The 22,214-nt window shown below is 46.1% G+C and carries 24 protein-coding genes; all 24 read right to left on the bottom strand.

Features of this window, described 5'->3' with window-relative positions:
* Positions 1–11: 11 nt before the first annotated feature.
* Genes cheA through fliF form a run of 24 tightly spaced genes read right to left on the bottom strand, consistent with a single transcriptional unit; the run spans position 12 to position 22,208 of the window.
* Complete coding sequence (gene cheA / locus L3V45_RS08125) at positions 12–2,030, bottom strand: chemotaxis protein CheA (protein ID WP_234949690.1); 2,019 nt, start codon at positions 2,028–2,030, stop codon at positions 12–14.
* Positions 2,031–2,035: 5 nt separating this feature from the next.
* Entirely contained in the window at positions 2,036–3,103 is a 1,068-nt protein-coding gene (locus L3V45_RS08120; RefSeq protein ID WP_014305008.1) for a protein-glutamate methylesterase/protein-glutamine glutaminase, read from the bottom strand.
* A complete protein-coding gene (locus L3V45_RS08115; protein WP_003154229.1) occupies positions 3,100–3,993 on the bottom strand; it encodes a MinD/ParA family protein in 894 nt (297 codons plus the stop codon). The genes L3V45_RS08120 and L3V45_RS08115 overlap by 4 nt, the downstream gene beginning before the upstream one ends.
* Positions 3,990–5,081 carry a flagellar biosynthesis GTPase FlhF gene (gene flhF / locus L3V45_RS08110; protein ID WP_115996338.1) on the bottom strand — a complete coding sequence of 364 codons (1,092 nt, stop codon included), beginning with the start codon at positions 5,079–5,081 and terminating at the stop codon, positions 3,990–3,992. The genes L3V45_RS08115 and flhF overlap by 4 nt, the downstream gene beginning before the upstream one ends.
* Positions 5,081–7,114: a flagellar biosynthesis protein FlhA gene (gene flhA, locus L3V45_RS08105; RefSeq protein WP_003154231.1), complete on the bottom strand. Its 2,034-nt coding sequence runs from the start codon at positions 7,112–7,114 to the stop codon at positions 5,081–5,083. Before flhA ends, flhF begins: the two co-directional genes overlap by 1 nt.
* A gap of 33 nt (positions 7,115–7,147) precedes the next feature.
* Positions 7,148–8,227 carry a flagellar biosynthesis protein FlhB gene (gene flhB, locus L3V45_RS08100; protein WP_003154232.1) on the bottom strand — a complete coding sequence of 360 codons (1,080 nt, stop codon included), beginning with the start codon at positions 8,225–8,227 and terminating at the stop codon, positions 7,148–7,150.
* The gene (fliR, locus tag L3V45_RS08095; protein WP_003154233.1) at positions 8,227–9,006 is read right to left on the bottom strand and encodes a flagellar biosynthetic protein FliR; all 780 of its coding nucleotides are present in this window, start codon (positions 9,004–9,006) and stop codon (positions 8,227–8,229) included. The genes flhB and fliR overlap by 1 nt, the downstream gene beginning before the upstream one ends.
* 6 nt (positions 9,007–9,012) lie before the next feature.
* A complete protein-coding gene (gene fliQ, locus L3V45_RS08090) occupies positions 9,013–9,282 on the bottom strand; it encodes a flagellar biosynthesis protein FliQ (RefSeq protein ID WP_003154234.1) in 270 nt (89 codons plus the stop codon).
* A gap of 14 nt (positions 9,283–9,296) precedes the next feature.
* On the bottom strand, positions 9,297–9,962 hold the full coding sequence (gene fliP / locus L3V45_RS08085; protein ID WP_003154235.1) for a flagellar type III secretion system pore protein FliP: 666 nt from the start codon (positions 9,960–9,962) through the stop codon (positions 9,297–9,299).
* Positions 9,955–10,608 carry a flagella biosynthesis regulatory protein FliZ gene (fliZ, locus tag L3V45_RS08080; RefSeq protein ID WP_003154237.1) on the bottom strand — a complete coding sequence of 218 codons (654 nt, stop codon included), beginning with the start codon at positions 10,606–10,608 and terminating at the stop codon, positions 9,955–9,957. Before fliZ ends, fliP begins: the two co-directional genes overlap by 8 nt.
* Positions 10,609–10,622: 14 nt before the next feature.
* Positions 10,623–10,985 (bottom strand): chemotaxis protein CheY, encoded by a 363-nt coding sequence (gene cheY / locus L3V45_RS08075; protein WP_003154238.1) that lies wholly within the window; start codon positions 10,983–10,985, stop codon positions 10,623–10,625.
* Positions 10,986–11,011: 26 nt separating this feature from the next.
* The gene (fliY, locus tag L3V45_RS08070) at positions 11,012–12,148 is read right to left on the bottom strand and encodes a flagellar motor switch phosphatase FliY (protein WP_069013686.1); all 1,137 of its coding nucleotides are present in this window, start codon (positions 12,146–12,148) and stop codon (positions 11,012–11,014) included.
* Complete coding sequence (gene fliM / locus L3V45_RS08065) at positions 12,138–13,136, bottom strand: flagellar motor switch protein FliM (protein ID WP_003154240.1); 999 nt, start codon at positions 13,134–13,136, stop codon at positions 12,138–12,140. Before fliM ends, fliY begins: the two co-directional genes overlap by 11 nt.
* A 33-nt stretch (positions 13,137–13,169) precedes the next feature.
* Positions 13,170–13,589, bottom strand: a complete 420-nt coding sequence (gene fliL / locus L3V45_RS08060) for a flagellar basal body-associated protein FliL (protein ID WP_003154241.1) — start codon at positions 13,587–13,589, stop codon at positions 13,170–13,172.
* Positions 13,586–13,801, bottom strand: a complete 216-nt coding sequence (locus tag L3V45_RS08055) for a swarming motility protein SwrD (RefSeq protein ID WP_003154243.1) — start codon at positions 13,799–13,801, stop codon at positions 13,586–13,588. The genes fliL and L3V45_RS08055 overlap by 4 nt, the downstream gene beginning before the upstream one ends.
* Before the next feature lie 39 nt (positions 13,802–13,840).
* Positions 13,841–14,617, bottom strand: a complete 777-nt coding sequence (flgG, locus tag L3V45_RS08050; protein ID WP_003154244.1) for a flagellar basal body rod protein FlgG — start codon at positions 14,615–14,617, stop codon at positions 13,841–13,843.
* Positions 14,618–14,641: 24 nt separating this feature from the next.
* The gene (gene flgD, locus L3V45_RS08045; RefSeq protein WP_003154247.1) at positions 14,642–15,082 is read right to left on the bottom strand and encodes a flagellar hook assembly protein FlgD; all 441 of its coding nucleotides are present in this window, start codon (positions 15,080–15,082) and stop codon (positions 14,642–14,644) included.
* Positions 15,083–16,426, bottom strand: coding sequence for a flagellar hook-length control protein FliK (locus tag L3V45_RS08040; RefSeq protein WP_234949689.1), 1,344 nt, complete (start codon positions 16,424–16,426; stop codon positions 15,083–15,085).
* 6 nt (positions 16,427–16,432) lie between these two features.
* Positions 16,433–17,047 (bottom strand): MotE family protein, encoded by a 615-nt coding sequence (locus L3V45_RS08035; RefSeq protein WP_015388236.1) that lies wholly within the window; start codon positions 17,045–17,047, stop codon positions 16,433–16,435.
* A gap of 11 nt (positions 17,048–17,058) precedes the next feature.
* Positions 17,059–17,502 carry a flagellar export protein FliJ gene (gene fliJ / locus L3V45_RS08030; RefSeq protein ID WP_003154253.1) on the bottom strand — a complete coding sequence of 148 codons (444 nt, stop codon included), beginning with the start codon at positions 17,500–17,502 and terminating at the stop codon, positions 17,059–17,061.
* Positions 17,503–17,507: 5 nt separating this feature from the next.
* Positions 17,508–18,824 carry a flagellar protein export ATPase FliI gene (fliI, locus tag L3V45_RS08025; RefSeq protein WP_003154254.1) on the bottom strand — a complete coding sequence of 439 codons (1,317 nt, stop codon included), beginning with the start codon at positions 18,822–18,824 and terminating at the stop codon, positions 17,508–17,510.
* On the bottom strand, positions 18,821–19,576 hold the full coding sequence (gene fliH / locus L3V45_RS08020) for a flagellar assembly protein FliH (RefSeq protein ID WP_234949688.1): 756 nt from the start codon (positions 19,574–19,576) through the stop codon (positions 18,821–18,823). The genes fliI and fliH overlap by 4 nt, the downstream gene beginning before the upstream one ends.
* On the bottom strand, positions 19,569–20,585 hold the full coding sequence (gene fliG / locus L3V45_RS08015; RefSeq protein ID WP_003154256.1) for a flagellar motor switch protein FliG: 1,017 nt from the start codon (positions 20,583–20,585) through the stop codon (positions 19,569–19,571). Before fliG ends, fliH begins: the two co-directional genes overlap by 8 nt.
* A gap of 12 nt (positions 20,586–20,597) precedes the next feature.
* Complete coding sequence (gene fliF, locus L3V45_RS08010) at positions 20,598–22,208, bottom strand: flagellar basal-body MS-ring/collar protein FliF (protein WP_234949687.1); 1,611 nt, start codon at positions 22,206–22,208, stop codon at positions 20,598–20,600.
* Positions 22,209–22,214 lie beyond the last annotated feature (6 nt).

Genomic DNA, 22,214 nt, shown 5'->3' with positions numbered 1-22,214 from the left:
CTCGTGTCGTTTTAGTAGATCAGCGCATTGCAATCAATAATCAGCGCCACTTCTCCGTTTCCGAGAATCGTAGCGCCGGAAATCGCAAAGACGTTCGTCAAATAGTCGCCGAGTGATTTCAGTACGACTTCCTGCTGTCCGATAAAAGAGTCCACGACAAAAGCAGTGGATTTATCGCCCTTTTTCACGACGATTACATGGAACTGATCGGCATCCTGTTTTGAATCCGTAATGCCGAATTCTTTTTTGAGATAGACGATCGGAACGATTTGTCCTCTGAAATCAATCACTTCTCTGTCATGCGTCTGCAGGATATCTTTCTTATCAATAACAGCCGTCTCTATAATAGAAGAAATCGGTATCGCAAACGTCTCTTCTTCCAGTTTAATGAGAAGAACGGATATAATTGAAAGTGTCAGCGGAAGCTGGATACTGAAAAGAGAACCTTGGCCTTCCGCGGATTTGACACTGACAGAGCCGCCGAGTGATTCGAGTTTATTTTTTACGACATCCAGACCGACGCCCCGACCTGAAATGTCAGAAATTTGATCGGCAGTCGAGAAGCCAGGAGCAAAAATAAGCTCGTAAATCTCATTATCTTCAAGCGTTTCAGCATCACGTTCGGTGATTACACTCCGCTCGAGCGCTTTTTCAAGAATTTTCTTTCTGTTCAGGCCAGCCCCGTCATCTTCAACCTCAATAAAGACATGATTGCCGCTGTGATATGCCTTAAGCACGACATGACCCGATTCCGGTTTTCCTTTATTCACCCGCACTTCAGGCGATTCAATGCCGTGATCGATGCTGTTTCTGATTAAATGGACAAGCGGATCACCGATTTCATCAATCACCGTGCGGTCCAGCTCCGTTTCAGCTCCGATGATGGACAATTCGATTTTCTTGTTTAATTCCTTTTGAAGCTGGCGGATCATTCTCGGGAAACGGTTAAAGACGGTTTCTACCGGCACCATCCGCATATTAAGAATAATAGACTGAAGGTCGCCCGAAATTCTGGTCAGGCGTTCAACGGTTTCAGTCAGCTCATTGTGGTCAAGCTCTTTGGCGATCTGCTCAAGACGTCCGCGGTCAATGACAAGTTCTTCAAAAAGGTTCATTGAAGAATCCAGTCTTTCAATGTTGACGCGAATCGTTTTCGAGCCGCTGTGATGCTTCGGCTGCTCTTCCGTTTTCGCTTGCGGTTTCGGCTGTTTTTCAGCCTTTTTAACCGGAGTTTCCTGCACCGGTTCAGCTGCTTGCGGTTTTTCGGCCGTTTTTAACGGCGCACCGGCAGAAATTTCGACATTCTCCACTTCTGAAATGCCGCTGATGAGTTCTTTAATTTCTTCAGCAGGCTGCTTTGTCAAGAAACACACCTGAAAATCCGTTCCGAAATCTTCCGTCTCAAGCACTTCCGCGGCAGGTATCGTTTTTGCGACTTCCCCGGCTTCATTCAGCTTTTCAAATATCATGTACACGCGCACGGCTTTGAGCATGCAGCTTTCATTCAGGGAAACCGTTATTTCATAGCGGCTGAATCCTTGCTCTTCCGCCTCTTCAATAACAGTCCGTTCGAACTCATCATAATTCCATTCAGTTGAAGTCTGTTGTTTTGAAGCCGGCGGTTCTGCTGTTTCGGCTGAAGCCGCAGTCTCATGCACCGCATTTACGTCGAGCTTCGCACTTACTTCAGAAATATCACGTTTGCCGTCTCCTCCGTCAATAATGGACTGCACCATCTCTTCAAGATGATCAAGCGCTTCAAACAGCACGTCCAGCCAATCCGATGTAACGGGCATTTCTCCGTTGCGGATGGCGTCCAGCACATTTTCCATCAGGTGGGTTAAATGCGCCAGATCTGTATATCCCATCGTTGCGCTCATGCCTTTCAGCGTATGGGCAGCTCTGAAGATGTCATGCACAAGCTGAAGGTCTGCCGGATCTTTTTCCAACAGCAGCAGCTTTTCGTTACATGTCTGTAAGTGCTCTTTACTTTCATCAATAAAGACATCTAAATATTGATTCATATCCAATTGATTCACACCCTCTCTTTTTTCACACATCCGGTGATGGATGCCGCGATATCTTCCACATGTTTAATCTCATGAATGAGGCCCGCCTTTATCGCTGACTTCGGCATTCCGAACACAACACAGGATTCGTCCGATTCCGCAATCGTTTTAACGCCGCCTGTTCTGAGCATTTCTTTTACGCCCTCGGTTCCGTCGCTGCCCATGCCTGTCATAATGACGGCTACCTTTTCGTAACCGGATAAACGGCTTGCCGACCGAAACAAATAATCGGCTGACGGTTTATGCCGGCTTTCCGTATCATGAACATCAAGAATGATGCGGAGCCTTCCGCCTTCCTCTGCAACCGTCATATTTTTTCCGCCGGGCGCGATGTACACCCATCCGTCTTTCGCTTCTTCACCGTTTTCCGCTTCTTTGACCTGAATATCTGACAAATGGTTGAGTCTGTCTGCAAGTGAAGCGGTGAAGCCTTCAGGCATGTGCTGAACGACAAATACAGGCGCCTTTAAATCCTTCGGCAGTTTCGGAACCACCTTTTGCAGAGCCCGCGGTCCGCCTGTAGAGGTCGCGATGAATACGGCCTGCTTGGCGGATTTTGCTTTCGGTCTTTCAAATCCCGCCAAAGCCGGACGTTCCGGGATAGAAGACTCTTTCACTGCCGCCTCAGGTTTTTGTGCGCGGGACATCCCGGCTGCAATCACCCTCTCAATCAGCTGCTCTTTAATTTTATAAAGATCAAGTGAAATCGCTCCGGAAGGCTTAGTGATAAAATCAAAAGCGCCCATTTCCAGGCAGTTGATCGTTCGGTCCTTCCCTTGCTGTGTCTGGCTCGATACCATGATGACGGGAAGTTTATATATGCTGATGATCTTCCGCAATGTATCCGTTCCGTTCATGACCGGCATTTCAATATCAAGCGTGACAACATCCGGTTTGAGAAGCTCTATTTTCTTCAGCGCCTCTTCCCCGTTTCTGGCTGTCCCGATGACTTCTATCTGCACTTCCGCAGCCAGAAAATCGGTAATCATCTTTCTCATAAAAGCTGAGTCATCAACGACAAGCACACGAATCACTGTAAAGTCCTCCTCAATAAAAAAGAAGATAATCTCTCAATAAATGCCGGTTTCTCTTCTCTTGGTTTGTTTTCTTCCGTTTGAAACAAGACATCCGTCAGAAGACGGACGGACCTGCTGGCTTTTGCTTGAGGACTTTTTATTAAAAAAGGCACCTGGTCAATGACGGCTTGACTTACTAGCGGATCATCGGGTATGGAGCCGGCGAAACGCACCTCCGCGCCTAAAAACGTGTGGATCGCATGAGAAAGGCGGTTGTACGTGTCCAGCGCCTGTTTTTGGGCGCGGGCGCGATTGACGGCAATGTTTACGGTCAGCCGTTCATCCGCGAGCAAAAGATGTTTGATCGCGCTGTACGCATCCATAATGGCCGTCGGCTCAGGCGTTGTCACGGCGAGAATGTCTTCCGCCGATAAAATAAACGGCAGCTGTTCTTTTGAAAGTCCCGCTCCCATATCAAACAGAACGTAATCAAAATCGCTTAATACAGCGGAAAGACCATTCATAAAAGCCGACCACTTCTCTCTGTCTGCTTGATAGAACGCCTCAAGCCCCGTTCCTCCGGATATGTAGCGAAGGCCTTTCGGACCGGAGGAAAGTGATTGAGCCAACGCGTGCCGATTCTCCATCACATCAATAATGGTGCGGGAAGAAGCAGCTCCGATCAGCACATCAATGTTGCCCATTCCGATGTCAAGATCAATGATGAGTGCTTTTTTTCCTTTTTCCTGCAGGGCAACTGCCATGTTTAATGTTAAATTAGATTTTCCGACGCCGCCTTTACCGCTTATGACGGCTAATGTCTTCGCTTTTTTCTCATAAAGCTCCGGCTTGATCATTTGCCTCTCTCTCATTTTCCTTCTTAATGACTCTGCCTGATCGGGTTTCATGCCAAAAGCATCCTTACAAACTCTTTTGGTGAAGCCGATAGGATGTCTTCAGGCACATCCTGTCCATTTGTCAAATAGGCGGCGCCGATTCTTGATTCCGACAGCACTTGAAACACGGAGCCGAGTGAGGCGGTTTCATCCGTTTTCGTGAAAATGAATTGATTGACCGGCACACCGGAAAACTGTTTCAGCACCTGTTTCATATCTTCATATTTTGCAGATGCCGATAATACGAGAAAGGATTGTAAGCCTGATTCAAACGGAATCATCTCTTGTAATTCCGTAATATACTGCTCTTCTTTAAAGTTTCTGCCGGCTGTATCAATGAAAACATGGTCGTATTCAGCGAATTTTTCCAGTGCCTTCAGACATTCTTCCTTTGAATAGCATACTTCAAGAGGAGCCTGAAGCAGCTCCGCATATGTCTTCAGCTGCTCGACCGCGGCAATCCGGTAAGTATCCGTCGTCATAAAGGCAATTTTTTTATGCTCTGTCAGCATTGATGAGGCCGCAAGTTTCGCAAGTGTAGTCGTTTTGCCGGCCCCGGTTGAACCGAAAAGCACGACGTATTTTGATTGAATCCCTTCCTGCCACCTGTCTGTCGAAGGGAGTTTTTTCACTAACAAATCCTGCAGCTTTGAGCTGACATTATCTTCAGTTAAATCTCCGGAAACAATTGAAGAACTGAGCAATTCACTGAGTACAGCGTTTTGCGTATGATCAGGAAGCCCGGCTTGCTTCAATAGTCTCTCGGCTTTTTTTAATGGTTCAGGGAGCACTTCTTTCAAATGCGCCAGTTCGCCGGAAATACTTTGATCCGGAAGGCGCGGCGGCTGAACAGGCTCAGCTTTCTCCGCCGTTTCCGTCTTTTTCATTTCTTCAGCGGCAGCCGGCGGCGTTTTTCTCGCTTCCCTGACGTCACGATCTAAAACCGCTATCACTTCGACGGCCTGCTGCGACCGCAGCCCCAGCCATTTTCGTTTCTTTACTTGTTTGGAATGTAAAATAACGGCATCATTGCCGAGTTCCTTTTTGATTTGCTTCGCGGCATCCTGCATTGAAGAGGCTGTAAATTTTTTTATTTTCATTAAATATCCACCACTCCAATGCTCTGTACTTCAACATTTGCTTCCAGCTCATTATAAGAAAGAACCGGAAGATCAGGGAAATACCGTTCTAACAGCTGTTTTACATACATTCTGACAGCAGGCGAGCAAAGAAGAATCGCTGACTCCTGACGGATGGAAAGCTGCTCGGCCTCTTTAGCGACAGAACGGATGATGCTGTCTGAAACCTCAGGGTCGAGTGACAGGTAATTGCCCTGTTCAGTCTGCTGAACCCCGTCTGCAATCGCTTTTTCCACCCGGCCTGAGCATGTGATGACCTTCAGCGTTTCATGCTCTCTCGCATATTGTGCCGTGATTTGTTTGGCAAGCGACTGTCTCGCGTATTCTGTCAAAAGGTCTGAATCTGTCGTTAATCTTCCGTAATCGGCAAGAGTTTCAAAAATGGTCACCAAGTTTCTGATTGAAACTTTTTCTCTCAGCAATTTGGCAAGCACCTTTTGAATATCGCCGACAGAAAGAGGGTTCGGCGTGACTTCCTCAACAAGCACAGGATAATTTTCCTTCAGATGATCGATCAGCTGCTTTGTTTCCTGTCTGCCGACCAGTTCATGAGCATGCTGCTTAATTTTTTCTGTAATATGCGTAGATACGACTGACGCCGGATCAACAACTGTATACCCCAGCATGTCCGCTTCATCTTTTGCAGCTTCGCTGATCCATTTTGCGGGAAGTCCGAACGACGGTTCAATCGTTTCAATTCCTTCAATGACGTCATCTTCAGGCGTCGGTGACATCGCTAAATAATGATCCAGCAGGAGCTCTCCTTTAGCGACTTCATTGCCTTTAATTTTCAATCTGTATTCATTCGGCTGGAGTGCGATGTTATCCCTGATGCGCACAACCGGAATGACAAGTCCCAATTCAAGCGCAAGCTGACGTCTGATCATGACGATGCGGTCAAGAAGATCACCGCCCTGCCCCGCGTCTGCAAGCGGCACGAGTCCGTATCCGAACTCAAATTCAATCGGATCAATATGTAAAAGCTGCACAACGCTTTCCGGGCTTTTCAGTTCATCCGCCTGAGCCTCTTCTTCAAGAATTTCTTCCTCTTCTTCGCTCGGCTTATCCGCTTTGGACAGCATATAAGCGCCGAATGCAAGCAGACCGGCGATCGGCCCCGTCAGCAGAATGCCGATCGGTGTAAGCAGACCGAGCAAAAGTACAGTTCCCGCGGCTACATACAAGAGCTTCGGATAAGCAAACAGCTGGCCTGTAATATCATGACCGAGGTTTCCTTCAGATGCCGCTCTCGTCACGACAATCCCCGTAGCCGTTGAAATGAGCAAGGCCGGCATTTGAGAAACGATACCGTCACCGACCGTCAGCATTGTAAAGTGAGACGCAGCTTCTTGTATGCTCATCCCCTGCTGCAGCATGCCGATTACGATTCCGAAAATAATATTGATCATCACGATGATGATCCCCGCGATGGCATCCCCTTTGACGAATTTGCTCGCACCGTCCATGGCACCGTAAAAATCCGCTTCCCGGGCGACTTTTTCACGTCTGTGCTTTGCATCCTGCTCCGTAATCATGCCGGCATTTAAATCCGCGTCAATACTCATTTGCTTTCCGGGCATCGCATCGAGCGTAAATCTCGCCGCCACTTCCGATACCCGCTCGGCGCCTTTTGTAATGACGATAAACTGAATAATAATTAAGATAATGAAGACAACAAGCCCTACCAGCACATTTCCGCCGACAACGAAATTCCCGAATGTCTCAACAACCTTTCCCCCTTCTCCGTGAGAAAGAATCGAACGTGTCGTCGACACATTGAGCGCAAGCCGAAACAGCGTCAATAACAGCAGCAATGACGGGAATATCGAGAATTGCAGCGGTTCTTGCATATTCATTGTGGTGAGAAGCACGATCAACGCAAGAGAGATATTAATGATGATCAAAATACTTAACAACCATGGAGGGAATGGAATCACCAGCATTGCCACAATGAGGACAACACTTATTAAAACCGATAAATCTCTTGTTGACATGCTGTTTTTCTCTCCTTTTGAATCTGAAATTCACTATACTTTTTGTTTCGTTTTATATACATAAGCCAAAATTTCCGCAATGACTTTAAAAAACTCTTCCGGCACAGCCTGGTCAATGTCAACCTGATCATATAACGCACGCGCGAGCGGCCTGTTTTCAATCGTCATGACATCGTGTTCTTTGGCGATCTGCCTGATTTTTAATGCAAGATGGTCGACCCCTTTGGCAACAATGTAAGGGGCGTCCATTTTCTTTTCATCATATTTTAAAGCAATCGCATAATGGGTCGGGTTGGTAATGATGACATCCGCTTTCGGCACTTCCTGCATCATCCGCCTCATCGCCATTTCCCGCTGCTTCTGCTTAATTTTGGACTTGATAATCGGATCACCCTCCGATTTTTTGTATTCATCTTTTATATCCTGCTTTGACATTCTGATATTTTTCTCATAGTCAAAACGCTGATATAAATAATCAAGCCCGGCCAGCAGCATTAGAGCCCCTGATCCCGCAAGCCCCATCCAAAGCGTGAGCTTAGAAACGAAAGTGAGCACTTCCGCAGGTGTTAAAAGCGGAAGGCGGAGAATATCGCCATAATGCAGCCAGAGCACCATAAAGGCGGCAAAACCGACCACAGTAATCTTCAAAATGGATTTGACCAGTTCAACAATCGCCCTCATGCTGTAAATCCGCTTAAATCCTTTCAGCGGGCTGAGCTTATTCAAGTCAGGCTTGAGAACTTCCGCAGAAAACAGAAAACCCACCTGCATGTAATTGCTCACGACACCTGCCACAAGCGCGACCAGCATAATCGGCGCGAGGATGAGGCTGATATCTTTCACCGTATCTACGAACAGTTCATGCACGGAAGATGCTGACAGATGTAATGATATCGATTTCGTATAAAACGTTTTAATAAAGGACAGCAGCCTGTCCCGCATATAAGGACCGAGCGCGATCAGCGAAAGAAAGATAATCAGTAAAGAAACGGCTGTATTCACATCCGTACTTTTCGCGACCTGTCCTTTCTTTCTTGTATCCTTCCGTTTTTTCGGAGTGGCTTTCTCCGTTTTTTCACCGGCAAAGAATTGCAGATTCAGTCTGAGTCTCATCATGTCACACCGACCAATGCCAATAGATTCCGCATGGTTTCAACGGTAAGGCTGAAGATGTTGCGGACGACGACAAACATCACCGCCATACAAACGATCAGCATAATAAAGCTCACGGCTATTTTCAGAGGAAGCCCGACAACGAAAACATTCAGCTGCGGCACCGTTCTCGCCACAATACCGAGCGCCAAATCAACTAAAAACAGACTGGCCACAACCGGCGCAGACATTTGAAAAGCGATAATGAACATGGCATTGAAGCTTTTTGCGATAAAAAGTCCAAAGTGATCATTTCCAAACGACGGAAATGCCTGATCAAGCGGGATATACTGAAAGCTGTAATAAATCCCGTCCAATAAAAGATAATGGGCGTTTACGCTGAGCATAAATAACAGCGCCAGCGTATAAACGAATTGTCCGATCAGCGGGCTTTGCGTTCCTGATTGCGGATCAATGACATTGGCGATGGAAAAGCCCATCTGAAAATCAATAAAGGAACCCGCTATCTGAATGGCTGTCATCATCATGAAAGCAATCAGCCCGAGGCTCAAGCCAACAACGGCCTCTTTTATGACAAGCAGCATATACTGTTCCCCTATTTCTATTTCCGGCGCATGTTTCAGCGTGCTGAAGCAGATCACCGAAAGAAAAAAAGCAAAGCCGATTCGGTGAACCGCCGGCAGATTCCGATGTCCGAACACCGGCACCGTTACAAAAAAAGCAGAGATTCTGATAAAGACCAATAAAAAAGCGGGAAATAAATCAATGATGGAATTCATTTGATTCTACCCTGCAAATCGGTTCAGATGAGAGAACAGATCAGTTGTGAACGAAAGAATCGTCGACAGCATCCAAGGACCGAAAAAGATCAGTCCAAGCATCACCGCCACGATTTTCGGAATGAACGCAAGCGTCTGTTCCTGGATTTGAGTTGTCGCTTGAAAGATACTGACGAGCAAACCGACGATCAGCGCGATCGCAAGCAGCGGCCCGCTGATCATTAGTGTTACATATACGGCTTTTTCCGCCATGGAAATTACAAATTCTGAACTCACAATTAGCACCTACCCTAAAAGCTGTCAAGCAAAGATTTCACGATTAAATACCATCCATCGACCAAAACGAAAAGCAATATTTTAAAGGGCAGAGAGATCATAACCGGCGGTAGCATCATCATTCCCATTGACATTAAGACGCTCGCCACGACCATATCGATAATTAAAAACGGAATAAAAATCATAAAGCCCATTTGAAAAGCGGTTTTGAGTTCTGATATCGCATAAGCGGGCACCATCGTCGTCAAAGGAATATCCTGAATCGATTCAGGTTTTTTCATTTTGGCATAGTTCATAAACAGCGCCAGATCCTTCTGCCTTGTATGCTTGCTCATATACTCTTTAATCGGCTTCTCGGCTTTTGTATATGCTTCATCGAGACTGATTTTGTTGTCCATCAGCGGCGTTAAGGCTTCCTTATTAATCTCTGAAAAAGTCGGCGCCATAATAAAAAACGTCAAGAACAGCGCAAGGCCGATTAAAACCTGGTTCGGAGGCATGTTCTGCGTCGCCAGTGAGGTTCTCACAAAAGACAGAACGATGACGATTCTCGTAAAGCAGGTCATCAAAATCAGAATCCCCGGCGCTACTGAAAAGACAGTCAAAAGCAGCAGTAATTTAACAGTGGAGCTGACTTCGGTCGGACTGCTTGAATTAAAAAGATTAACGAATTCATTCATGATGATAAGGGCCTTTCTTCTTTCCTTCAGAACGGCTTTGTTTCAGCTCGTTCAGCTGTTCTTTCAGCGCTTTTGAAAACGACGGAAGCATCGTTTGCGGCTTTTTTTCTCCATCCTTACGCGGATTTACGAGCTTGGTCCATTCCACTTTTGAAGACATCGACTCTTCGTATTGGCTCAGAATCGCCTCGCGCTCTTTTTCATCTTCAATTTCTTTTAAAAGCTGTATCGTTTCGCCCACACCGACTACGAGAACGCTGTTTCCCACTTTAATCAGCTGCACGGAACGATTTTGGCCGACTGACGTTCCGCCGATATTTTCTACATATTGAAACGGCTTCAGCAGACGGTTTCTTCTATTCATCAGTTTGACAAATCCATAGATCAGCAGAATGACGAATAATAACGCCCCGATCATCTTTACAAAATCAAAAGCGGAGACAGAAGATGCAGAAGCATCCCCTATCTCTTGATCAGCCGTTTGTTTCGATGTATCGCTTTTTTTCTCTGTTTTGTTTGTTGATTGTTTGTCAAACCATTCGTTGACGGTGGAATTATCAGACTCTGCCGCAAAAGCAGGGAACGGATGTACATTGAGTAAAACGAAACAACAAATCAAAGCTAGTAAACCATGACTCTTTTTCAACAGTCGTACACCCTTTAGCTTAATGTTTTATTAATGGCTTCAAGCACGCGGTCCGCTTGGAACGGTTTCACGATAAAGTCTTTTGCGCCGGCCTGAATCGCGTCAATAACCATTGACTGCTGGCCCATAGCCGAACACATGATGATTTTCGCCTGCGGATCGATCTGTTTAATTTCCTTTAGAGCTGTAATCCCGTCCATTTCAGGCATTGTAATATCCATTGTCACTAGGTCGGGGGAATGCTCTTTGAATTTTTCGACTGCCTGCGCTCCGTCTGAAGCTTCAGCTACAACGTCAAAACCGTTCTTCACTAAAATATCCTTGATCATCATTCTCATAAATGCTGCATCGTCTACAATTAAAATTCTGTGTGCCATAATCTGTTTCTCTCCTCTATGTTCGCTTATTTTAAATTGTTAAGGCGGTCTGCCTGACTTAAAATATCAGTGACTCTCACGCCGAAGTTTTCTTCTATGACAACGACCTCGCCCTTTGCCACGATCCGCTGGTTGACCAGGATGTCAACAGGTTCACCAGCCAGCTTGTCAAGCTCAATAATGCTTCCCGCAGAAAGTTCAAGGATTTCTTTGACGCTTCTCTTCGTTCTGCCGAGCTCAACCGTAACGGAAAGCGGAATATCCATCAGCATATCAAGGTTATTCCTTGATCCTTGTGCGGCTTCGTTATGATCAAACGCCTGGAATTCTACCGGAGCGACTTGAACAGGAGCAGCTTTTTTTGCGGTTCCCTGTCTCTTCGGAAGCTCGGGTTTTGCCTGCGGCTCCGGCTGCATGGCAGGTTCCGGCTGCGGCGTTTCGTATGTTTCCTGTGGTTCTGATACGGTTTCTGCGGCCTCTGACTCATGCTGGTCTGCAGTCATCAGGTCTGCGATCAGATCTTTCGCAAACGTAATCGGATAAAGCTGCATGATGCTCGAATCGATTAATTCGCCGACTTTCAGACGGAATGACACTTTTACGAGCAGGTCATCCTCAGGTATTCTGTCGGTCCCTTTTTCTTCCGTCACATCCAGAAGTTCAACCCTTGGCGGAGAAATGTCAATCTTTTTACTGAATACGGTCGACATTGACGTAGCAGCCGAGCCCATCATTTGATTCATTGCTTCCTGCACGGCGCTCAGGTGGATTTCACCGAGTGACGGATCGGCGCCCCGGCCGTCTCCGCCGATCATCAAATCCGCGATGATGGCCGCGTCGCTTTGTTCGACGACGAGCAAATTGCTGCCGTCAAAGCCTTCTGTGTAGTTCACTTCAATGGCAACATACGGATGAGGAAATTCATCACTGATTTTGCTTTTTGAAATGACGGTCACACTCGGTGTCGTAATGTCCACTTTTTGATTTAAAAGAGTGGACAGCGCCGTAGCCGAGCTGCCGAACGAAATATTCCCGATTTCTCCGATCGCATCGCGCTCAAGTTCAGACAAGTTCGCCTCTTGAGGCTGTTCTGTATCCTCTGACTGACTGCTTGTGCCGTTAAGAAGAGCATCGATTTCATCTTGAGATAATCTATTGTTCATCTTGTTCACCTCTTATGTCGTGATCTAAAATTTGCACTGCCTGTCTTCGATTCACCCGGCCGGCCTGCCCTAAAAACTTCGGTTTGTTTCCGACCAATACAGTAAGAGGATCAGTCACTGATTTGTCCAGAGTTATACAGTCCCCGACTTCCAAACTTAAAAATTCTTCTATTGTCAGTTCAGAAGCGCCCAAGAGAGCCACAACGGGAATTTGAGCCGTCATGATGCGCTTTTCAAGCAGCTTCGTTTCTTCGGGCTTCGCTTCATTCCGGTCTGATTGCATCCAATAATGTACGGAAAGCTTAGGGATAATCGGCTCAAGTACGACATGGGGAATACAAAGATTAATGACACCGCTGATTTCACCTATCTGTGTATTGAGAGAAATGACAACGACTGTTTCATTTGGGGAAACCATCTGTACAAACTGAGGATTCACTTCAAATTCAGTCATTTCAGGGTCAATATCAGCAATCGATTGCCAAGCTTCTTTGTAGTTGCCCAGTGCATTTTCAAATAAGTTAGAAATAATATTCGTTTCAATTTCCGTAAGGCTGTCAGCTTTGTTATGAGTGATGCCGATGCCTCCCATGACGCGGTCAAGCATTGCGTATGCGATGGTGGGATTAACCTCCATCATGATTCTGCCTTCCATCGGATGAACATCGAATAAATTTAAAATCGTCATGTTCGGTATGGAACGGATAAATTCTTCATACGGCACCTGGTCAACTGAGCTGACGGATATATGAATATACGTTCTGAGCTTGGCGGAAAAGTGTGTTGTGAGAAGCCTCGCAAAGTTATCATGTATCCGGGTTAAACTGCGTATCTGATCTTTCGAGAATCTGAGAGCCCGTTTAAAATCATATACCTTTACTTTTTTCTCTTTAACTTCCTTTTTCAGCTCTTCCGCATCCGCCTCACCCGTGGAAATGGCGGAAAGCAGTGCGTCTATTTCATTTTGGGAGAGAACTTCTCCTGACATTTTCTTCACCTCCGTATTCTGTCAAATTTGTTTTTATTGCAGATTAAAGGAGGTAATGTACACTTTCTGAACTTTTCCTTCTTGGAGATAGCTGTTTACTTTCTCTTTTAATGATTGTTTAAACGCTTCTCTTCCTTTATCTCCCTCAATCTCTCCGGCGCTTGTGTCAGCTAAAATGGAAATGATGTTGTCTTTCACCTGAAAATCGCGTTTTTCAAGTTCTTCCTTCGCTTTAGCCGAGTCGGTTTCAAGCTTGATGCCGATACGGATGATGCTGTCAGACTTTAAGTTTGTCGTGATATCGTCGACAGACACAGTGGCTGCAACGACTTCGTCAATTGTCGGCTTTTTATCTTTGCCGGAATGTCCGCTGACGACAAAATATGCTGCCGTTCCGAGGCCGGCGATGACAATTAAAATAATCAGCAAAATGATGACTAATTTTTTCTTCATTCTTCTTCCTCTATTCCCTGATCCAGTGAAAATATTTGTATGCTATGGTAAAACGATATGACTTTTTTGAGAACTGCTTCTTCCGGTTCTTTCACTACGAACTTTTTGCCGTTGGACAGTGTAATCGTCGTGTCGGGGAAGCACTCAATCTGTTCGATAAACAGCGCGTTCAGCGTAAAAGGCTGGCCGTTTAAACGGGTGACTTGAATCATGCAATCCGGAGAAGCGGCCTAACCGCCTCTCCTCCCTCCTTACCGTTTCAGATTAACCAGCTCCTGAAGGATTTCATCTGAAGTCGTAATGATTTTTGAGTTTGATTGGAAACCGCGCTGAGCAACGATCATTTCGGTAAATTCATCTGTCAGATCTACGTTTGACATTTCAAGATAGCCTGCCAAAAGCTTACCCGTTCCGTTTTCGCCCGGAGTGGTGACTGCGCTCGCAGCTCCTGAACTTAATGATTCTCTGTAAAGGTTGCCTCCGATTTTTTCCAGACCGGCGCTGTTAGGGAACGTGACCAGACCGATTTGTCCGGCATCATGAACCGCATCCCCTGCATCAGTGTATGTAACGGTTCCGTCTGCACCGATGCTGTAATCTTTCGCATCAGTCGGAATATTGATTTTGCCGCCGCCGATTTTTTCAAGGTAGTACCCGTCAGTCGTAACAAGGTTGCCTTGATTGTCCTTTCCGAAATTCCCCGCACGTGTGTAAACGATTCCCGAACCTGTATTAATCTGAAAGTAGCCGTCTCCGTCAATGGCTAGGTCGGTTTTATTCTGTGTAGCCTGCGGGGCGCCGGTTGAATGAACGACATCAATGGAAGAAGTCGCGGCACCCAAGCCGATTTGTTTTGAATTGGTCACGTTTGAACCGCCGGCGACTGTCTGGCTGATCATATCTTTAAATGTAACGCGGCTTTTCTTAAATCCCACTGTGTTGACATTGGCGATGTTATTGCCGATTACATCTAGTTTTGTCTGAAAGTTTTTCATGCCGCTGATACCGGAATATAATGAACGTAACATGTTAAATTCCCCCTGGGTTTCTTTTTATTTAGATGTTTCGCTGACGGCCGTGACATTCCACGGACTGACCTCTTTGCCATTTTCAAGCACGAGCACGTAATTGCCGTTTGAATGCTTGACTGAATTGACTGGGCTTGTCTGATCCTTCCCGTCGCTGTCGCTGAATGTGACATTTTTGCCGATCCAGTTCACATACATCGTAAACGGATCTTGATTTTCTACAAATTTAGTCATCGTCGTATTCATATTCATCATTTGTTCCAATGAAGAAAATGTCGCCATCTGGCTGATGAATTCTTTGTCATCAACCGGATTGAGCGGGTCCTGGTTTTGAACCTGTGTCATTAAGATCTTCAGAAATTCGTCTTTCCCTAAATTCGTACTGCTGTTTACTGCGGAGGTGCTCTTCGCGTTTGAAGTGGTTGAAGCGCCCGCCGCGGCATAATCCGAGTTTACTGATGTCAACTATTCTTCCTCCATTTCATTGAGAGAAAGCTCCTCCAACATATCTCCGAAATCGCCTGACTGCTGCTTGTTCTTCTGCTCTCTCTGTCCCTGATGCTGCTGTTTATTGTGATCGGCCGTCTGCCCGTAAACAGGCTGCTGATCCCCGCCTTGAAGCGGGACTGTAAAACGGTCGACCTGGACCGACATATTCGGAAGCGACTGTTTCAGCTGAGGAAGATGCTGTTCCAGCAGCTCTTTCGCGGACTGGCTGGATGCGATTATTTTGCTTTGAAACATCCCGTTTTCGTTTGTCACCTTAATTGTGACAAATCCGAGGTTCTCGGGATTAAGACGAATCGTAAAGCTTCCGGTTGTTTTCCCGAAAGGCGTGTATTTCATCTGTTTCCAACCGCTGATGACCTGATCCGTTAACGGTTTATTTTCTGCCGGCTGCTGTTCAGCTCCTGCGGACGCTTGCTGAATGCCGGCAAGGCTTCTCGTTCCCGAAAACAGTATATGTGCAGACAATTTGCTGTCAGGCGCCTTTGCGTGAGAAACCGTGCCGCCGTTTTGCTGTTCCGTTTTCCCGGCTGACTCTTGGGATGATTCAGATGATTGAGATAACACAAAAGCTTTCAGCTCAGTTTCAGCCATATCCCATTCCTTTGTTCCCTTTTGAGAAAGGCCCGCAAGCTGCTCCGCGACGCTTTGAAAGCTCTTCAGCTCAGCGGCTGTCATGGAGTAAAGTTTAGATGCAGATTCGTTTTTCGGAAAAAATGTCTGCCGCAGGTCTTGAATCACGCGGTCCGGAACGCCTTGTTTTTTCAATGCCTCTAATAAACGGGCGCCTTCCTGGTAAACCGCCTTTGCCTGCGTGCTGTCCGGCAGTTCCTGCTGAGATGTGAAGAGCTGGGATACGGCTTCTTGAATGAAAAGCAGGCCCTTCTCAAGCGCATCCTTGACGGAATCCCCGTCTTTTGCGGAAGAATCCGGCTCATTCGTTTCAGGCTTCGCCCCATGCTGTTTTCCCGCTAACATGTCTTCAACGGATTCGGCAAGCTGTTTCAATAAAGGAAGAGCTGTTTCAGCCGTCTGCTTTCCTTCAAGAGCTTTTACCGCCTCAAGCAGCTGTTTAAGCTGCAATTCTTTATCTTCCGGGCCGGCTTTCAGCCAATCACCGATTTTCGATAGGGCATCATTTAGCTCTGCGTCACTTGTTTTTGTTTCATCTCCGGGCTGCCGGGGAGAAGTGATTTCCGACAGGAGCCAGTTCTGAAATAGACCTAAGCTGTTTACATTCATCTTCACATTGCTGTTTTGCGCAGTCTGCGTACGATTACCCATTAATTCAAGCAGCTTCAACTTACATCACTCCTTATTTCCGTCAGCGGATAGTTTTTCTGTATATTTAGCCGCTTGTTCAGGAGTCATTTTCGTCAAGATTTCAGCAAGCTGCTTTTTACTTAATCCGTTTAAAATATCGAGGGCTTCTTTTTCTTTCAGCTTTACGATAATGCTTGCCGCTTTACCGCTGTCCATACTTTTATAGATGTTGATCATTTTATCTTTTCCGGCTGAATCCGAAGCGTCTTTTTTCGTTTCATCCGTCTTCGTTTTCTGCTGCTGTTCAGCTTCCTGTTTCAGCGAACGGATTTTCTGATTCAGATTATCGATTTCGGACTTGCTTGTATCTAAATCTTTATTCAAAATGTTAATTTCACTTTTTTGTTCCTTTATGGTCTTTTCAAGAGAAGCCGTTCTGTCTTCCTTCTGCTTTTCCGCCGCGCTTTTCATTTCTTTCGTTTCGGGAACCAATTCTTTTAAAACAGGCGTTTTAGCGGCTGTTTCCTGAATCGGCTTCATCACATCAACGCCGGCAGCCCAAAGGATGATGCTTGCGACGATGATCAGAAAAATCAGCGGGATCATGATAAAAAGCAGGATTGAACCGAACTTTCCAGATCTCTTTTCTTTATCGGCCATTTCATTCGCTCCTAATGCCCCTGAATCATAAACTGCTTGATTGAAATGTCGTCCATTTCCCTCATCTCTGCAGCTTTGTCTTCAAGTGCGAACATATTAAATTGTTTTTCCCGCATTTTTTCAAATTTCTTTACTTCAATGTTTTTTTCGGTGAGCTGTTCCTGCTTCTCATTCATTTCATTTCGTTTCATGATGACAAGCTTTTGATAATGATAGATGGTGTTCTCAAGATTGGAAACGAATTGCTGATAATGTCTCATTTCCTGAACGCTCATCCCGCATTTCAGCTTTGATTCTTTGTCTTTTTCGAGCAATTCTTTTTTGCTCATATTTTCATATAGTTTTTCAGCCACTGTCTCAAATTCAGAAACCGATTGTCTGTATTCAGTCAATGTTTGGTCTTTTTCATTTTCTTTTAATTCCAGCAGCTTTTGAAATCTGAATTGGTACGCCATGATGTTTATTCCTCTTTTCCTGTCAGACTCGTCAATGCCGCAATGCTGTCTTCCAATTGAGCAGGTTCTTCCGTTCCTTGTTTTAAAAATTGAATAAGCTGCGGATAAAACTGAATCGCTTCATCAATTTCTCTTGATGACCCTCTTTTGTAAGCTCCGATATTAATGAGATCTTCAGAGTTTTGATAAGTTGACAGAAGATCGCGGAATTTGTTGGCCGCCTCTATGTGCGCTGTGTCTGAAATATTAGACATGACCCTGCTGATGCTTTTCAGGATGTTCACGGCCGGGAACTGTCCTTTGTTGGCAAGCGCCCGATCGAGAACGATATGCCCGTCTAATATTCCGCGCACCGTATCGGCAATCGGTTCGTTCATGTCATCTCCGTCAACGAGAACCGTATAAAAAGCGGTTATCGTTCCTTGTTCATTCGCGCCCGTTCTTTCCAGCAAACGGGGCAAAATAGCGAACACAGAAGGTGTATATCCCTTTGTTGTCGGCGGTTCTCCCGCTGCCAGGCCGATTTCCCGCTGAGCCATCGCGACCCTCGTGACGGAGTCCATCATGAACATCACATTCCGGCCTTTATCGCGGAAATACTCCGCAATGGCGGTGGCCGTATACGCCGCTTTCAATCGCATTAACGCAGGCTGATCAGAGGTCGCGACTACGACTATCGAGCGTTTCAGGCCTTCTTCGCCTAAATCCTTCTCGATGAATTCACGCACCTCGCGCCCCCGTTCACCGACAAGTGCGATAATGTTTAAATCAGCTTCAGTCTGCTTCGCAATCATTCCCATCAAGGTGCTTTTTCCGACTCCGCTTCCGGCAAAAATCCCGATTCTCTGCCCTTTTCCTACCGTCAGCAGACTGTCAATCGATCTGACGCCGACACCCATCTTTTCCCGTATCGGCGGGCGTTTCATCGGGTTTGGCGGCGGCTGTTCCGTCGAAACGGGGGACAAACCTTTCGGAAGCGCCCGGCCGTCAAGAGGTTCGCCGAACGCGTCGACAACTTGTCCGATTAAACCCGCCCCTACTTTGATGCGGAGCGACTCGCCAGTGGCCTCCACAATGCTGCCCGGCGCGATGCTGGCCGCTTCCAGATAAGGCATTAGCAGAATGTTTTCATCCTGGAAGCCTACAACCTCAGCTTTAATCGCTTTTTTCGCATGGCCTTTCGGATAAATGAGACAAACATCTCCGATTGAGCTTTCGGGCCCTTTTGATTCAATCATCAGCCCGATGACCCGTTTAACCTTGCCGTAGCGTTTGTACGGATCCGCTGTTTCAATTGAGTCTATTAAATACTGTGTCTTCATTGCTCCGCTCCCGCCTCAAGCGCCGTTAAAAGCTTTTGCTTTAATTGCATCAGCTGGGTGTCTATGCCTGCATCAACACGTCCGAACGGAGTTTCTATCGAGCACGTTCCCTTCGCGGCTTTTTCATCGGCATATAAGCTTAATCTGCATTCTTTGTATAACAGCTGCTGAATTTCGTCCATATGCTGATGAACCGTCTCATAATATTCAGGGTCCACATAGATGGAGATGTCATCATAATCTTTTACTTCGGCTACTACCTGTTTGACCAGCAGAAGGAAAGCCTCTTTATCGTCACTTTTTTGCCGCCATACTTTTTTAGCGAGCGCAACGGAAAGCTCAATAATTTCTTCCTCAGCGCTTTCCAGTTTGTCCTCGACTGATTGTCTGGCCATTTCCATAACGGCATTGGCCCGGCTGATGAGATTGGCATATTCTGCTTGAGCATCGGCTTTTCCCAATGCCATGCCTTCTTTATATCCTTCTGCCTTCGCTTCTTCAATCAATCTTTGTTTTTCTTCCGTCCAGCGGTTTTTCTCTTCTTCAATCTGCCGAAGAGTGTGATCCAATTGACTTTTGGCTTCTTCAGACACCCTGTCGGCTTCGGCCTTGGCAAAGGCCATGAGCGCCTCCGGATTTTCAGGTTCCTCCCGGTCTGGCTGGGAATGTGTTTTCCTGACTTCCTGCAAGGAAAGCTTGCGCCGTTTTTGTTCAGGAGAAAATGATGATTGCTGTTTAATGATATTAGACAATAATATCGTCTCCTCCGCCTCGCGCGATTACAATTTCTCCGGCTTCTTCCAGCTTGCGGACGACGCCCACGATTCTTGATTGCGCCTCTTCCACATCACGCAAACGCACAGGCCCCATAATTTCCATTTCCTCTTTAAATGTTTCAACCATACGCTGTGACATATTGCTGAAGACAATCTCTTTGACTTCCTCGCTCGCAACCTTCAATGAAAGCAGGAGGTCGTCGTTTTCAACATCTCTGATCACGCGCTGAATCGCACGGTTATCAAGGGTGACAATATCTTCAAAGACAAACATCCGTTTTTTGATTTCATCCGCCAATTCAGGATCTTGGATTTCTAATGAATCAAGGATCGTTTTTTCCGTTCCTCTGTCTACGCCGTTTAACACTTCAACAACGGCTTCTATGCCGCCGGTCTGCGTATAATCCTGCGTAAAGGAGGAGGACAGCTTTTGTTCAAGGACCCGCTCCACTTCATTTATGATTTCGGGAGACGTTCTGTCCATAACCGCAATCCTTCTTGCCACCTCAGCCTGAACGTCCGGGTTCAGCTCAGACAAAATCTGTCCGGCCTGCACCGGGTCAAGGTAGGATAAAATCAGCGCCATCGTTTGCGGATGTTCCTGCTGAATGAAATTTAAAATCTGTTCGGGCTCCGCTTTTCTCGCAAAATCAAACGGCTTTACCTGCAAAGAAGAGGTGAGCCTGTTTAAAATGCTTACCGCTTTGTCTTCTCCGAGCGCTTTTTCAAGCACTTGGCGGGCGTAATTTAAACCGCCTTGTGAAATATAGTCCTGAGCGATTGCGATATTATGAAATTCTTCAATGATTTCATCTTTTCTTTGATGATCGACGCTTCTGACTCCCGAAATCTCGAGAGTCAACCTTTCAATTTCTTCTTCAGACAAATGCTTGTACACAGAAGCTGATACATCAAGGCCTAAGGAAATCATGAGGATGGCTGCTTTTTGTTTTCCTGTAAGCTTGTTCTGATCACGTTTCGCCATTTTCCATTCCCCCTAATCCTCGTCCAGCCAGCTTCGAAGCAATTTAGCAAAGTCTTCCGGTTTTTCTTTAGCCATTTTTTCAAGCTGTTTTCGTCTGACTGTTTCTTCCGTTTCAATTTTCTCTTCGTTGATATCAGGCAATCGAACCGGCTCCGGCGGTGTTTCATATTCATATTCTTCGTATTCAACCTCTTGTGAGCGTTTCTTTCTGATGAGGAGAATGATAAGCAGAATAATGGCCGCAAGCAGTACGCCGCCTGTAATATATACCCAGATCGGAAGACCTGAAGATTGTGCCGAATCTGTGTTCAGGCTTGTTTTTCCGTCAAACGGCTGAACGGATACAACGATTTTATTGTTGATATCATTGTCTGTCAGGTTTTGATTTTGCGTTTCGTTTTTATCAAGAGACGTTCTGACGACCGTTCCTAAAATCTTCTGTATATCAGCCTGTCTCTGTGCCGATAAGGAAGCGGCATTTTTCGGATTAGGCGGCTCCACCATGACCTGAATGCCTAAATCACGCACTTTATACGGGCTTTCCGCGATTTCTTTATGAATGCGGTTGACTTCATAGTTGATTTTATTGCTGCTTTTTTCGTAGTCCCCGCTGTTTGAACCGCCGTTTGTCTCGGCATAGTTCGCGGTGTCATTGCTTCCCGTTCCGGCCGTGCCGCCGTTGGCCGCACCGTCGCCTTTATACGTTTCCGCAACTTTTTCGGCGCTTACCGCTATGCCTTCCATGTTATCTTTATCTACAGGTTCGACAGTGTCTTCAGTGCGTTTTTCCTTCGTGAAGTCAATATCCGCCGTTACAGAAACAACGACCTTATCCTGCCCCATCATTGTGCCGAGCAGTGACTGAACATGTTTTTGAATGTCCTTTTCGACCTGCGACTTAATACCTTGCTGAGATGCATAACTGTCAGAAACGGACCCTGCACCGCTGTCACTTTTGTCATAATATGTAGAATTTTGATCCATTATGACGATATTATCTTCTTTTAAGTTCGGAACACTTTTAGAAACGAGATGGTACAGCCCGTTGATCTGGTTTTGATCAAGCGAGTAGCCCGGTTTCATCTGCAAAACGATGGATGCGGACGCTGCCGGCTGATCTTCACCGACGAACACGGCTTCTTTCGGCATATTGATCATGACCTTCGAGCTTTTAATACCGTCCATTTCATTTATCAGGTTTGACAATTCTGTCTGAGTCGCCTCAACCTTTAAAACGTCAAACTCATTATCTGTCAGGCCGAAGCCCGCATTTTGTCCGAAAAACGAATAATCAATTGATCCCGTTTTCGGCAGGCCTTCCGCGGCAAGCTGGACTTTAAGTGAATCCACTTGGCTCTCAGGAACCTTAATGACCGTGCCGCCGTCAGCAAGTTCAGAAGACACCTTTTTCGTATCGAGCTCTTCTTTAATCTTCCCCGCTTCTTCCGCGGACAAATCTTTATAAAGAGGCACCATCTTTTCAGACGAAGTAAAAATAATAACGACGATGAGTAAAATAATGAATGCGGCCAAGCCGCTTACCATGAGTATCTTCTGTGTTTTTGATCTGTTGTTCCAAAACGCTGCCGTTTTGGTTTTCATTTGCATTAGAGTACGATTCATGTTAAC

Origin of the sequence: Bacillus sp. R45 (genome assembly GCF_021729365.1) — a bacterium.
Taxonomy (GTDB): Bacteria; Bacillota; Bacilli; order Bacillales; family Bacillaceae; genus Bacillus; species Bacillus velezensis.
The sequence above is the reverse complement of the archived record's forward strand: the minus strand, read 5'-3'. Positions and strand labels throughout refer to the sequence as shown.

What these genes read in the sequence shown, in the direction of transcription:
- L3V45_RS08115 (WP_003154229.1), bottom strand. Translation starts at nt 3,993, where the DNA reads ATGAAACCCGATCAGGCAGAGTCATTAAGAAGGAAAATGAGAGAGAGG.
- flhF (WP_115996338.1), bottom strand. Translation starts at nt 5,081, where the DNA reads ATGAAAATAAAAAAATTTACAGCCTCTTCAATGCAGGATGCCGCGAAG.
- flhA (WP_003154231.1), bottom strand. Translation starts at nt 7,114, where the DNA reads ATGTCAACAAGAGATTTATCGGTTTTAATAAGTGTTGTCCTCATTGTG.
- flhB (WP_003154232.1), bottom strand. Translation starts at nt 8,227, where the DNA reads ATGAGACTCAGACTGAATCTGCAATTCTTTGCCGGTGAAAAAACGGAG.
- fliR (WP_003154233.1), bottom strand. Translation starts at nt 9,006, where the DNA reads ATGAATTCCATCATTGATTTATTTCCCGCTTTTTTATTGGTCTTTATC.
- fliP (WP_003154235.1), bottom strand. Translation starts at nt 9,962, where the DNA reads ATGAATGAATTCGTTAATCTTTTTAATTCAAGCAGTCCGACCGAAGTC.
- cheY (WP_003154238.1), bottom strand. Translation starts at nt 10,985, where the DNA reads ATGGCACACAGAATTTTAATTGTAGACGATGCAGCATTTATGAGAATG.
- fliY (WP_069013686.1), bottom strand. Translation starts at nt 12,148, where the DNA reads ATGAACAATAGATTATCTCAAGATGAAATCGATGCTCTTCTTAACGGC.
- fliM (WP_003154240.1), bottom strand. Translation starts at nt 13,136, where the DNA reads ATGTCAGGAGAAGTTCTCTCCCAAAATGAAATAGACGCACTGCTTTCC.
- fliL (WP_003154241.1), bottom strand. Translation starts at nt 13,589, where the DNA reads ATGAAGAAAAAATTAGTCATCATTTTGCTGATTATTTTAATTGTCATC.
- L3V45_RS08055 (WP_003154243.1), bottom strand. Translation starts at nt 13,801, where the DNA reads ATGATTCAAGTCACCCGTTTAAACGGCCAGCCTTTTACGCTGAACGCG.
- flgG (WP_003154244.1), bottom strand. Translation starts at nt 14,617, where the DNA reads ATGTTACGTTCATTATATTCCGGTATCAGCGGCATGAAAAACTTTCAG.
- L3V45_RS08035 (WP_015388236.1), bottom strand. Translation starts at nt 17,047, where the DNA reads ATGGCCGATAAAGAAAAGAGATCTGGAAAGTTCGGTTCAATCCTGCTT.
- fliJ (WP_003154253.1), bottom strand. Translation starts at nt 17,502, where the DNA reads ATGGCGTACCAATTCAGATTTCAAAAGCTGCTGGAATTAAAAGAAAAT.
- fliI (WP_003154254.1), bottom strand. Translation starts at nt 18,824, where the DNA reads ATGAAGACACAGTATTTAATAGACTCAATTGAAACAGCGGATCCGTAC.
- fliG (WP_003154256.1), bottom strand. Translation starts at nt 20,585, where the DNA reads ATGGCGAAACGTGATCAGAACAAGCTTACAGGAAAACAAAAAGCAGCC.
- fliF (WP_234949687.1), bottom strand. Translation starts at nt 22,208, where the DNA reads ATGAATCGTACTCTAATGCAAATGAAAACCAAAACGGCAGCGTTTTGG.